Here is a 12,064-nt window from a genome sequence, read left to right as displayed (position 1 = left end):
GTCCATTCGGACGCACGGCGCTCTAACGCAAGCAAAGATATGATGCGATGACGGCAGTTGCGTGCGGATGAGCATGCGCGGCCCGATGGCGTTGGCGATCATGCGATGTCCAATGCCCGGTTCGCCGGCGGCGCATGCCAGGCAGAAATCAAGTCCAATGCGCGAACATTGGGCAGAATGTCAGTGCTGCTGCCTTAGCGTGCCTATTTTTTGTGCGCGCAATGTTTCTCGAGTCTGCGGTTTGGCCCGGTAGGTGGATTTTTCAAATTGGCACGACCCTTGCTTCTGTCTTTGCGAAGCGGTCGCCAACGGCCGATAAGCACTGCACTGAGAGGCTAGCATGATGAAGTACAAGCTCGAGTACATTTGGCTGGATGGCTACACGCCGTCGCCCAATCTCCGCGGCAAGACGCAGGTCAAGGAGTTCGCCCAGTTTCCGAAGCTCGAGCAGCTGCCGCTGTGGGGCTTCGATGGCAGCTCGACCAAGCAGGCCGAAGGCAAGAGCTCCGATTGCGTGCTGAAGCCGGTCGCAGTCTATCCCGATCCGGCCCGCAGGAACGGCGTGCTGGTGATGTGCGAAGTGATGATGCCCGATGGCATCACGCCGCATGCCTCCAACACCCGCGCGACAGTTGTCGATGACGACGGCGCCTGGTTCGGCTTCGAGCAGGAATATTTCCTCTACAAGGACGGCCGCCCGCTCGGCTTCCCGGAAAACGGCTTTCCGGCGCCGCAGGGGCCTTACTACACCGGCGTCGGCTACCAGAACGTCGGCGACATCGCGCGCCAGATCGTCGAGGAACATCTTGACCTGTGCCTGGACGCGGGCCTGAACCATGAAGGCATCAACGCCGAGGTGGCAAAGGGCCAGTGGGAATTCCAGATTTTCGGCAAGGGCTCGAAGAAGGCCGCCGACGAGATGTGGCTGGCTCGCTACCTGTTGCAGCGCCTGACCGAAAAGTACGGCATCGACATCGAGTATCACTGCAAGCCGCTGGGCGACACCGACTGGAACGGCTCGGGCATGCACGCCAACTTTTCGACCACCCATCTGCGTGAAGTCGGCGGCAAGGCCTATTTCGAAGCTCTGATGGATGCCTTTGCTGAGGCACGTGAAGATCACATCGCAGTCTACGGTCCCGACAACCACCTGCGCCTGACGGGCAAGCACGAGACCGCTTCGATCGACGTCTTCACCTGGGGCGTTGCCGACCGAGGCGCGTCGGTGCGCGTGCCGCACAGCTTCGTGCGCAACGACTATCGCGGCTATCTCGAGGATCGCCGCCCGAACTCGCAGGGCGATCCCTACCAGATCGCTTCGCAGATCCTGAAGACGATCAACTCCGTGCCGACCAGCGTCGAGACGCGCGCCGCTGCGTAATCTTCAGGCGGCGCAAGAACAGCAAAAAACCCGGGGCGCGTATCCCCGGGTTTTTTGTTTTTTGTCTTGCTTTGCCGCAGTTCAGGTTGGGCCCAAGTGCTTGCCGGACTATTCTGGATTGTTCCATGCGCCTGACCTGCGCAGAGTTATCGCCTGTGCGGCGGGAAACTCTGCAGTGCAGATCTCAACAGAATGTGCGCCGGCCTTAAGCGGATAAGTCCAGAAATCGGAACCAAATTCGGTATGGACGATGAAGTCTTCCGCATCGCTCCCGACCTTGCCGTGGAAGCTCTTGGGCATTCCCGCTCGACTTCGCGATAGTCGTTCGACGATGATGGGTATGGTGTAGCAAACCGCGCCCGCTTCGGAGACCACTCTTAGGCACTCTCTCAAGGCACGGACTGGATCCGGGATGTGTTCAAGCGTGTCCGAGTGGACGACCAAGTCAAAAGTCGAATCCGGATAGTGCATGGCCATCATGTCTACGCTTGGATAGTCGGCCCTCACATAGCCTGGAAGAGCGGCGAGCGTTTCCGATACAGCCAGGCAGCCATTGAGGTCGAGAATGCGCAATTCTTGATATCGGCGATCGACAACAATCTCTCGTAGAGTTTGGTTCGTCTGCAGGACGCGCCCTATTGCTTTGGCGAGTGCGTTGGCACGAAGCTGAGCTCCGCAGCCAATGCAACAAGTTCCCTGTTGCCGGTCTATGTATTCAACTTCATGCGATGCCAGTTCCCATTCGGATATCAGTTCTGGCCACAGTACTTTCTGGTCACGGAATTCAGTCTTGCCGCACACCGCGCAATTGCAGGCAATCATTTGCTGTTGCGTTCCCTCATGGTAGGCAAGATAGCCTTGTAGCGTCCGTACTTGCCCGACAGACCGCCATCGCCATGCGCTTGGTACAAACCCAACCCATTTGCGGACCGTCGCGGCGTCAATCCCACCCTTCGACGCCGCACTCGCGTAGCTTTGTCGACAACCGAGCGCTTCAAGCGCGCACTGTGCTTGGACATGCAAAACCCCCGAAGGTTGTGTCCAACTTTCGGGGGTCAGTTCAAGCGATCCGGGTTTTTCTTCGGGTCCGAGACAGATCAGACCGAGTAGTACATGTCGTATTCGACCGGATGCGGGGTCATTTCGAAGCGCATCACCTCGGCCATCTTGAGCTCGATGAACGAGTCGATCTGGTCGTCGTCGAACACGCCGCCGGCCTTCAGGAAGCCGCGGTCCTTGTCGAGGCTCTGGAGTGCTTCGCGCAAGCTGCCGCAGACGGTCGGGATCTTCTTCAGTTCCTTGGCCGGCAGGTCGTAGAGATCCTTGTCCATCGGCTGTCCCGGGTGGATCTTGTTCTTGATGCCGTCGAGGCCTGCCATCAGCAGAGCGGCGAAGCCGAGATAGGGGTTCGCGCCCGGATCGGGGAAGCGGACCTCGACGCGCTTGGCCTTCGGCGAGTTGCCGAACGGAATGCGGCAGGACGCCGAGCGGTTGCGCGCCGAATAGGCGAGCAGGACGGGGGCCTCATAGCCCGGGACCAGACGCTTGTAGGAGTTGGTCAGCGGGTTGGTGAAGGCGTTGATCGCCTTGGCGTGCTTGATGACGCCGCCAATGAAATAGAGGCAGCTTTCCGACAGGCCGGCATATTCGTTGCCGGCGAAGGTCGGCTTGCCGCCCTTCCAGATCGAGATATGGACGTGCATGCCCGAGCCGTTGTCGCCGAAGATCGGCTTCGGCATGAAGGTGGCCGTCTTGCCATAGGCGTTGGCGACCTGGTGCACGACATACTTGTAGATCAGCATCTTGTCGGCGTTGCGGACCAGCGTGTCGAACTTGATGCCGAGCTCGTGCTGGGCGGCCGCCACTTCGTGGTGGTGCTTTTCGACGCGCACGCCCATTTCGGACAGCACGGTCAGCATTTCCGAGCGCATGTCCTGGCAGCTGTCGATCGGCGGAACCGGGAAATAGCCGCCCTTGACGCGCGGACGGTGGCCAAGGTTGCCGGTCTCGTAGTCGGTGTCGTCGTTCGACGGCAGTTCGGTGGAGTCGAGCTTGAATCCGGTGTTGTAGGGGTCGGCCTTGTACTTGACGTCGTCGAAGACGAAGAATTCGGCTTCCGGGCCGACGTAGACGGTATCGCCGAAGCCTTCCGACTTCAGATAGGCCTCGGCCTTCTTGGCGATGCCGCGCGGGTCGCGATTGTAGGCCTCGCCCGAGACCGGATCGAGAATGTCGCACAGGATGACCATGGTCGACTGCGCGAAGAACGGATCCATGTGAACCGTGTCCAGGTCGGGCATCAGCACCATGTCGGATTCGTTGATGGCCTTCCAGCCGGCGATCGACGAGCCATCGAACATGACGCCGTCGGCAAACATTTCTTCCTCGACCTCGGCGATGTCCATGGTGACATGCTGAAGTTTGCCCTTGGGGTCGGTGAAGCGCAGGTCAACGAACTTCACGTCGTTGTCCTTGATCTGCTTCATTACGTCTTTGGCCGTCGTCATGTTTTTTCCCTGTGTGAGTTTGGAAGGAGCTTGATTGGAGGAGGGGTCAGATGGCGTCGACGCCGGTCTCGCCGGTGCGGATGCGCACCACTTCTTCGATGTTGGAAACAAAGATCTTGCCGTCGCCGATGCGTCCGGTCTGGGCCGCCTTGCGGATCGCCTCGATCGCCGCCTCGACCGACTCGTCGCCAAGCACGACTTCGATCTTCACCTTGGGCAGGAAGTCGACGACATATTCGGCGCCACGGTAGAGTTCGGTGTGGCCTTTCTGGCGGCCGAATCCCTTGGCTTCAGTGACGGTGATGCCTTGCAGGCCGGCTTCCTGGAGCGCTTCCTTGACCTCGTCGAGCTTGAACGGCTTGATGATCGCTTCGATCTTCTTCATGCGAATTTGGCCTCCAATGCCGAAACTGCGGGGTTAATGCACCCACTTGCATCTCTATCTAGCACGAAGTGTGCCAGTTGCACTGCCTGCGACGAAGTTGGTCCCGATGTTTGCGCAATCCATCGAGAACCGGCATTTGCCGGCTTTTCCAACCCGTTCTGGCAGACATCGCATAAAGTTTCATCGCCGGATTAGCCATGCCTGTGCCTGATAATGCGGCAATCTGCGCAAGAATTGCGCAGCCCTAGCGGCAGTCTTGACCGTTTCGGCTGCGGCCACCGCATGCTAACGCTAGGGCCGTCCCTCGCGGAAATATCGGAAGCGACATGGCGTTTGAATTGCTGACTCCCGTCGAGATGGCAGAGGCCGACCGGCTGGCGATAGCGGCCGGTCCGGCAGCCGGCATCGACCTGATGCGGCGGGCGGGCGGCGCGGTTGCCGATTGTGTCATGTCGCGGTTTCCGGCGGCGACGGTCGTTCATGTCCTGTGCGGACCGGGCAACAATGGCGGCGACGGCTACGTCGCCGCGCGCGTGCTGAGCAAGCGGGGTTTATCCGTCAGGCTTTATGCCGCCGGTACACCGCGAACGGGGGGCGACGCCGCCCTTGCCGCCGCCGAATGGCCGGGCGCGGTCGAGCCGCTGGCGGCGTTCCAGCCGGCGGCCGGGGCCGTCATCGTCGATGCCCTGTTTGGCGCCGGCCTGACCAGGCCATTGGCCGGCGAGACGATGGCAGCGATCGAGCGGACCAGGGCTTGCGGTGCGCCGGTCGTCGCCGTCGACCTGCCTTCGGGTGTCTCCGGCGACAGCGGTGCGATCCTCGGCGGCGCTTTTGCGGCTGCAGTCACGGTGACGTTCGCACGCAAGAAACCGGGACATCTGTTGCAGCCGGGCAGGGCGCTGTGCGGCGAAGTGGTTGTCGCCGACATCGGCATTTCCGCCGATGCCATCGCGGCCACCGGCGCTCGCTGCCTGCAAAACGACCCGGTCTGGTGGCTTGCGCTTTTTCCGTCGCCGGCGAACGACGCCCACAAATACAGTCGCGGCCATGTCGGTGTGTTTTCGGGCTGCATCGCCGCCACGGGGGCAGCGCGGCTGTCGGCGATGGCTGCGGCGCGCGCCGGCGCCGGTGCGGTGACAGTGCTTTCGCCGGCTGCCGCGCTTGCAGCGAACGCCGCACACCTCACCTCGATCATTCTCAGGCGCAACGACACGTTCGAGGACACGCTGGGGTTTCTTGCGGCGCGCAAGCCAGAGGTTCTGGTCTACGGCCCGGGGCTTGGGCCTGAACCGGAGGTCGGGCGCTTTGCCATCGACCTGATGTCCAATGCCGACGGCCGCTTTGGCGCGCTGGTCATCGATGCCGACGGCATCACTTCGCTGGCGCAGCAGCGACAGCTTTTCTTCGATGCAGCCGGGAGAGTTCGCGCACCAACGCTGGTGCTGACACCGCATCATGGCGAATTCGGCCGGCTGTTCCCCGACATTGCTGCTGACGCGGCCTTGTCGAAGGTCGAGCGCGCCAGAGCCGCCGCCACCAGGGCCAACGCCACGGTGATCTACAAGGGGCCGGACACGGTGATCGCGTCGCCGGACGGGCGCGCGGCGATCAACGCCAATGGCACGCCGCTGCTCGCCACAGCCGGTTCGGGCGACGTGCTTACGGGCATCGTCGCAGCCCTGATCGCGCAAGCCATGCCGCCGTTCGAAGCTGCATGCGCTGCCGTCTGGCTGCACGCCGAGGCAGCGCAGCGATTTGGTCCCGGCCTAATTGCCGAAGACCTGCCTTTTGCGCTGCGCGCGGTGCTATCCGAGCTCGTCAGCCGCCAGTGACGCGCTTCATCAAGGCCAGGGCGCCGAACGGCGCGCGGACCTTGCCCTCCGTGATGAAGTAGACAAACACGTCGCGCGCCTTGACCGGCGCGTCGCTGGAAGGATCGGCGCGCGGCAGGTCAGCGGGCACGCCGCCCTCGGCCCATGTCGTTGCGCGGACGGCCCATTCATCCAGCCCTTTGGGCGTGTAGCAGTCGGCATTGTCGTCGCTGCCCGTTTGCAGCCGCGCGTAGACGAAATCGCCGCTGATGTCGGCGATGGCAGGATATTTGGCGTGGTCGGCGTAAACGATGGCGGCGTTGTACTTGCGCGCAAGGGCCACGAATTCAGGCACGACGAAGGAATCGTGACGGACTTCGACGGCGTGGCGCAAGATGACGCCATCCTGCCTTTCGGGCAGCAGCCGGAGAAACGCCTCGAAATCGTCGTGGTCGAACCTCTTCGTCGGCGCAAATTGCCAAAGGATCGGACCGAGCTTCTCGCCCAGCGCCATAATGCCCTGCGTGACGAACCGCGTGACCGACTCGCCGGCCTCGGCCAGAACGCGGCGGTTGGTGACGAAGCGGTTGCCCTTCAGCGAAAAGACAAACCCGTCCGGGGCTTCGCTTGCCCACTTCAGAAACGTCGGTTCCTTGAACCCGGAATAATAAGTACCGTTGACCTCGATCGTCGGCACCTGGCGGCTGGCGAATTGCAACTGCTTGGCCTTGGCCAGCTTGTCCGGGTAGAACGAGGTGTCCCATGGCTCGAACGTCCAGCCGCCCATGCCTGCGCGGATTGTTCCCGACTTGGTCATTCGCTCGTCCCCTTTGATTTATTTCCGCTGCGTTGGCCGGCCTACCCACCAGCCGAAAAGTCCGCCATCCGAAAACCAGCCTCGGATGAACGCGTCCTTTTGCGGTCAGCCATCGAGGCCTGCGGCGATGCGAGTGAGTTTCCGCATTCCCGCAGATGCCGGGCCAGTCGGAAACCCGCGCCAGCCGACGCAACTCACGACACGCCGACTGAGTGAGGCAACCTATTCAGCCGCCTCGCGCTTGCCGCCTGGACGGCGTTCCAAAAGCTCCTTGAGAAACTTGCCGGTGTAGCTGCGCGTTTCGGCGACGATGTCTTCGGGACGGCCGGAGGCGACAAGTTCGCCGCCGCCGTCGCCGCCTTCGGGGCCGAGGTCGAGCACCCAGTCGGCGGTCTTGATCACCTCGAGGTTGTGCTCGATGACGATCACCGTGTTGCCCTGGTCGACGAGCTCGTGCAGCACTTCGAGCAGCTTGGCGACATCGTGGAAATGCAGGCCGGTGGTCGGCTCGTCCAAGATGTAGAGCGTCTTGCCGGTCGCCTTGCGCGACAGCTCCTTGGCGAGCTTGATGCGCTGGGCTTCGCCGCCGGAGAGCGTGTTGGCCTGCTGGCCGATATGGATGTAGCCCAGGCCGACCTGGTTGAGCGTCATCAGCTTGTCGCGCACCACCGGAACGGCGGCAAAGAACTCGACACCTTCCTCGACCGTCATGTCGAGCACGTCGGCGATCGACTTGCCCTTGAACAGCACGTCAAGGGTCTCGCGGTTGTAGCGCTTGCCGTGGCAGACGTCGCAGGTGACGTAGACGTCGGGCAGGAAGTGCATCTCGATCTTGATGACGCCGTCGCCCTGGCAGGCCTCGCAGCGGCCGCCCTTGACGTTGAAGGAGAAGCGGCCCGGCTGGTAGCCGCGCGCCTTGGCCTCCGGCAGGCCGGCGAACCAGTCGCGGATCGGCGTGAAGGCGCCGGTGTAGGTGGCCGGGTTGGAGCGCGGGGTACGGCCGATGGGCGACTGGTCGATGTCGATGACCTTGTCGAGGAACTCGAGGCCCTCGATGCGGTCGTGATCTGCCGGATGCTCGCGCGAGCCCATGATACGGCGCGACGCCGCCTTGAAAAGCGTCTCGATCAGGAAGGTCGACTTGCCGCCGCCCGACACGCCGGTCACGGCGGTGAAGGTGCCCAAGGGGATCTCGGCGGTGACGTCCTTGAGGTTGTTGCCGCGGGCGCCCAGAACCTTGATGCGCTTGTTCTTCTTCAGCTCGCGGCGCTGGGCGGGGATCGCGATCTCGAGCTCGCCCGACAGGTACTTGCCGGTGATCGAGTTGGGATTTGCCATGACCTGCTGCGGCGTGCCTTCGGCGATGATCTGGCCGCCATGGATGCCGGCGGCAGGGCCCATGTCGACGACATAGTCGGCGGTCAGCACCGCGTCCTCGTCGTGCTCGACGACGATGACGGTGTTGCCGATGTCCCTGAGGTGGCGCAACGTGTCGAGCAGGCGGGCATTGTCGCGCTGGTGCAGGCCGATGGAGGGCTCGTCGAGCACGTAGAGCACGCCTGTCAGCCCCGATCCGATCTGCGACGCCAGGCGGATGCGCTGGCTCTCGCCGCCCGATAGCGTGCCTGAATTGCGCGACAGCGTCAGATATTCGAGGCCGACGTCGTTGAGGAAGCGCAGGCGCTCGCGGATCTCCTTGAGCACGCGGACGGCGATCTCGTTCTGCTTGTCGTTGAGCTGCGCCGGTAGCTCCTCGAACCAGGCATTGGCCTTGCGGATCGACTGCTCGGTGACTTCACCGATGTGCCTGCCGCCGACCTTGACCGCCAGCGCCTCGGGCTTGAGGCGGTAGCCTGAACAGGCCGGGCAGGGCGTGGCCGACATGAAGCGCTCGATCTCCTCGCGCATCCAGGCGGATTCGGTCTCCTTCCAGCGGCGCTCGAGATTGGGGATCACACCCTCGAAGGTCTTGGTGGTCTTGTAGGAGCGCAGGCCGTCGTCATAGTTGAAGGTGATTTCCTTGGCGCCCGTGCCGCGCAGGATGGCGTCCTGCGCCTCTGTCGAAAGGTCGCGCCAGCGGTCGCCGATCTTGAAGCCGTAGACCTTGCCGAGCGCTTCCAGCGTCTGGGTGTAGTAGGGCGAGGTCGACTTGGCCCAGGGCGCAACCGCTCCCTCGCGCAGCGAGACGTGGTCTTCTGGAACGATCAGTTGGGGGTCGATTGCACGCTGGTTGCCGAGGCCATCGCAGGCCGGGCATGCGCCGAACGGGTTGTTGAACGAAAACAGCCGTGGTTCGATCTCGGGGATGGTGAAACCCGACACCGGACAGGCGAATTTCTCGGAGAAAAGAATGCGTTCGTGGGTTTCGTTCGCGGATTTGTTGACAGAATCCGCGCCGGTTTGGCTGGCATCGAGCGGCTTGTCTGCGAACTCGGCGACGGCCAGGCCCTCGGCCAGCTTGAGCGCGGTTTCCATCGAGTCGGCGAGACGCGTGGAGAGGTCGGGGCGGACGACGATGCGGTCGACGACAACATCGATGTCGTGCTTGTACTTCTTGTCGAGAACGGGCGCTTCGCCGATCTCGTAGAAGGCGCCGTCGATCTTGACGCGCTGGAACCCCTTCTTCTGGAGTTCGGCCAGTTCCTTCTTGTACTCGCCCTTACGGCCGCGGACGATGGGCGCCAGGATGAACAGGCGCGTGCCTTCGTCCAGCGCCAGCACGCGGTCGACCATCTGCGACACCGTCTGGCTCTCGATCGGCAGGCCGGTAGCAGGCGAATAGGGCACGCCGACGCGGGCGAACAAAAGGCGCATGTAGTCGTAGATTTCGGTGACGGTGCCGACCGTCGAGCGCGGGTTCTTCGATGTCGTCTTCTGCTCGATGGAGATCGCGGGCGACAGACCGTCGATCTGGTCGACGTCGGGCTTCTGCATCATCTCGAGGAACTGGCGGGCATAGGCCGACAGGCTCTCGACGTAGCGGCGCTGGCCCTCGGCGTAGATGGTGTCGAAGGCGAGCGACGACTTGCCCGAGCCCGAGAGGCCGGTCATGACAATCAGCTTGTCGCGCGGCAGGTCGAGATCGACGTTCTTGAGATTGTGCTCACGCGCACCGCGAATGGAAATGTACTTGTGATCGGCCATTGCCGCGCCGCCGCCTCAAATCTGGAATTGCTTGGAGTGGCGGGCTAGCCCGACCATCCCCTCATGTAGGTACTTTCGACGCCTGATCGAGAGGCGTCACAACCAGATGCGTTTAAGCGCCTTTGGCGCGCAGGGGCAAGTGGAAAGAACAAAGGCCGAACGCGCTCCTGACAACGTCATGGCAGGAGCATTGGATGATTCCGAGGCCTCGAATCCGGCCTTCGATCACATTTTTTCCCTCTAACAATGTTGTGGTTGACGTGGCCGAATCAGGGATGCAAAGTGCTGGTGTCGCCTGAGGCCGAGCCTCCCTTGAGGGCTCCTCACCATGCTACGGTCGGTCTGCGAGACGCCGCAGACACGCGAGTTGAGCAGCAGGCGGACAGATGGCGCAACTGACGAAGGAGCTAGGCATGACTCCACCGGACAGTCCCAAAGGGTTCCGCTAACAGGACGGAACCGCAGCAGGCGCAGGTGCCCGGCTTTCCCTTTGTGAAAAGCCTCTCGCAAACCCCGACCTGTTGATCCCCCGACAATTTGAAACCATTGGTCGGATCGTTGGCTGTAAGCCACGCAGCATCCGAGAGAGCAAGCCGGTAAACCACTCCCGGCAGTCAAGGGTATAACCCGACACAAGGCCCCGTGCGCTCCTGGGAGCGGCGGGGCCATCTGTTGTCGTTGTGCAGGTTCGCTTCTGGCGGGTCCCGAGTTGGCCATTGTTTGCAGACATGGTTTTTGCCAGTTGCCTTGTGACCCTGGATTTCGCCAAACAGGGAGCAGGTGGAACGGGCCGTTCGTGCAGAATAACAGTGCAACGAGGCGAGGGGAGCGGTGGTGTCGGGACGCCAGACGCAGTTGATCGGATTGCTTGGGGGCATGAGCTGGGAATCCAGCGCGCTCTATTATCGCCTCATCAATCAGGCGGCACATGACAGGCTGGGCGGGCACCACAATGCACGCTCGCTGATGTATTCGCTCGACTTCGACGAACTGAACGATCTCGCCGCCAAGGGCGATTGGGATCGGGTGGCCGAGGTGATAACCAAGGCGGCGCGGCATCTGGAGGCCGGCGGTGCTGCCTTCGCCATGCTGACGGCGGTGACTGCGCATTACGTCGCCGACACCGTCGCCGCCGCCATCAGCATCCCGCTGCTGCATATCGCCGATCCGACGGGCAAGGTGTTGCAGGCGGCCGGGCACAAGCGGGTGGGGCTGCTCGGCACGCGCTACACGATGGAGCTGGGCTTCCTGGCCGAGCGGCTGCAGCGGAAATTCGGCATCGAGCTGCTCGTGCCTCCAGAGGATGACCGCACCGTGTTGCATCGCCTCATCATCGATGAACTGACGCTCGGCATCGTCAGGCCGGAGGCGAAATCGCTGCTGCTGCGCCTGGCGAACGGCTTGCGGGCACGCGGAGCGGAAGCGATCATGCTCGCCTGCACTGAGCTGCCGCTGGTTCTGGCCATGGAGGACTATCCGATATCGGCCTATGACGTGGTCAAACTGCATGCCGAGGCGGCGGTCGAACTGGCGCTCGTCGGCGCGGAGCAACAAGGCTGAGGGCGCGGAGATGGCAACGCCGCTCGTACCGCGACCGATCCTGGACGCGCTTTCGCGTCATCCCGAGCAGGTACGGACGCGTCTGCTCGACATCCGCGGATTGATCTTCGAGGTCGCGGCGGAAGTCGATGGCGTCGGCCCTTTGACCGAAACGCTCAAATGGGGCGAACCGGCCTACCTGACGCAAGCGAGCGGCAGCGGCTCGACGGTGAGGTTGGGCGCGACCAGATCCTTTCCCGACAGGTGCGCCGTGTTCTTCACCTGCAACACCACGCTGGTCGAGACCTTCCGCTCGCATCTCGGCGGCGAGCTTGAGTTCGAAGGCAACAGGGCAGTGATCTTACCCGCGGACGCGGCCATTCCCGAGGCTGCCCTGGCGTTCTGCCTGCGTTCGGCTCTTACCTATCACCAGCGGAAGGGCGCCGGCCCGCGCACAGACCGGCCGCGTTAGACGTCAGC

9 protein-coding genes are annotated in these 12,064 nt (G+C 62.7%); 4 read left to right on the top strand and 5 right to left on the bottom strand.

Features of this window, described 5'->3' with window-relative positions:
* The first annotated feature begins 340 nt into the window (after positions 1 to 340).
* Positions 341 to 1,381, top strand: coding sequence for a glutamine synthetase beta-grasp domain-containing protein (locus PCJ21_RS00640; RefSeq protein WP_269929448.1), 1,041 nt, complete (start codon positions 341 to 343; stop codon positions 1,379 to 1,381).
* A gap of 108 nt (positions 1,382 to 1,489) precedes the next feature.
* Here PCJ21_RS00640 and PCJ21_RS00635 read toward each other — a convergent pair whose 3' ends face one another.
* From PCJ21_RS00635 to PCJ21_RS00625, 3 genes are all read right to left on the bottom strand, one after another.
* Complete coding sequence (locus PCJ21_RS00635; protein ID WP_269929447.1) at positions 1,490 to 2,203, bottom strand: methyltransferase domain-containing protein; 714 nt, start codon at positions 2,201 to 2,203, stop codon at positions 1,490 to 1,492.
* Between the two features lie 275 nt (positions 2,204 to 2,478).
* Complete coding sequence (gene glnA, locus PCJ21_RS00630; RefSeq protein WP_269929446.1) at positions 2,479 to 3,888, bottom strand: type I glutamate--ammonia ligase; 1,410 nt, start codon at positions 3,886 to 3,888, stop codon at positions 2,479 to 2,481.
* Positions 3,889 to 3,934: 46 nt separating this feature from the next.
* On the bottom strand, positions 3,935 to 4,273 hold the full coding sequence (locus tag PCJ21_RS00625) for a P-II family nitrogen regulator (protein WP_055976860.1): 339 nt from the start codon (positions 4,271 to 4,273) through the stop codon (positions 3,935 to 3,937).
* 326 nt (positions 4,274 to 4,599) lie between these two features.
* Here PCJ21_RS00625 and PCJ21_RS00620 point away from each other — a divergent pair, with 326 nt between their 5' ends.
* Positions 4,600 to 6,105 (top strand): NAD(P)H-hydrate dehydratase, encoded by a 1,506-nt coding sequence (locus PCJ21_RS00620; RefSeq protein WP_269929445.1) that lies wholly within the window; start codon positions 4,600 to 4,602, stop codon positions 6,103 to 6,105.
* Here PCJ21_RS00620 and PCJ21_RS00615 read toward each other — a convergent pair.
* Both PCJ21_RS00615 and uvrA read right to left on the bottom strand, forming a co-directional pair.
* Complete coding sequence (locus tag PCJ21_RS00615) at positions 6,092 to 6,901, bottom strand: DUF72 domain-containing protein (protein ID WP_269929444.1); 810 nt, start codon at positions 6,899 to 6,901, stop codon at positions 6,092 to 6,094. The two genes, PCJ21_RS00620 and PCJ21_RS00615, sit on opposite strands and share 14 nt — an antisense overlap.
* A gap of 222 nt (positions 6,902 to 7,123) precedes the next feature.
* Entirely contained in the window at positions 7,124 to 10,045 is a 2,922-nt protein-coding gene (gene uvrA / locus PCJ21_RS00610; protein ID WP_269929443.1) for an excinuclease ABC subunit UvrA, read from the bottom strand.
* Positions 10,046 to 10,876: 831 nt separating this feature from the next.
* On the opposite strand from uvrA, the gene PCJ21_RS00605 reads away from it, so the two are divergent.
* Both PCJ21_RS00605 and PCJ21_RS00600 read left to right on the top strand, forming a co-directional pair.
* On the top strand, positions 10,877 to 11,605 hold the full coding sequence (locus PCJ21_RS00605; protein ID WP_269929442.1) for an aspartate/glutamate racemase family protein: 729 nt from the start codon (positions 10,877 to 10,879) through the stop codon (positions 11,603 to 11,605).
* 10 nt (positions 11,606 to 11,615) lie between these two features.
* Positions 11,616 to 12,056 carry a DUF1801 domain-containing protein gene (locus tag PCJ21_RS00600; RefSeq protein WP_269929441.1) on the top strand — a complete coding sequence of 147 codons (441 nt, stop codon included), beginning with the start codon at positions 11,616 to 11,618 and terminating at the stop codon, positions 12,054 to 12,056.
* Positions 12,057 to 12,064 lie beyond the last annotated feature (8 nt).

The organism is Aminobacter sp. HY435 (genome assembly GCF_027568395.1).
Classification (GTDB): Bacteria; Pseudomonadota; Alphaproteobacteria; order Rhizobiales; family Rhizobiaceae; genus Aminobacter.
This window is presented reverse-complemented; position numbering and strand designations above follow the sequence as displayed.

Excerpts from the sequence above, each read along its gene's own strand:
- PCJ21_RS00640 (WP_269929448.1), top strand. The coding sequence starts at position 341 with ATGATGAAGTACAAGCTCGAGTACATTTGGCTGGATGGCTACACGCCG.
- PCJ21_RS00635 (WP_269929447.1), bottom strand. The coding sequence starts at position 2,203 with ATGATTGCCTGCAATTGCGCGGTGTGCGGCAAGACTGAATTCCGTGAC.
- glnA (WP_269929446.1), bottom strand. The coding sequence starts at position 3,888 with ATGACGACGGCCAAAGACGTAATGAAGCAGATCAAGGACAACGACGTG.
- PCJ21_RS00625 (WP_055976860.1), bottom strand. The coding sequence starts at position 4,273 with ATGAAGAAGATCGAAGCGATCATCAAGCCGTTCAAGCTCGACGAGGTC.
- PCJ21_RS00620 (WP_269929445.1), top strand. The coding sequence starts at position 4,600 with ATGGCGTTTGAATTGCTGACTCCCGTCGAGATGGCAGAGGCCGACCGG.
- PCJ21_RS00615 (WP_269929444.1), bottom strand. The coding sequence starts at position 6,901 with ATGACCAAGTCGGGAACAATCCGCGCAGGCATGGGCGGCTGGACGTTC.
- uvrA (WP_269929443.1), bottom strand. The coding sequence starts at position 10,045 with ATGGCCGATCACAAGTACATTTCCATTCGCGGTGCGCGTGAGCACAAT.
- PCJ21_RS00600 (WP_269929441.1), top strand. The coding sequence starts at position 11,616 with ATGGCAACGCCGCTCGTACCGCGACCGATCCTGGACGCGCTTTCGCGT.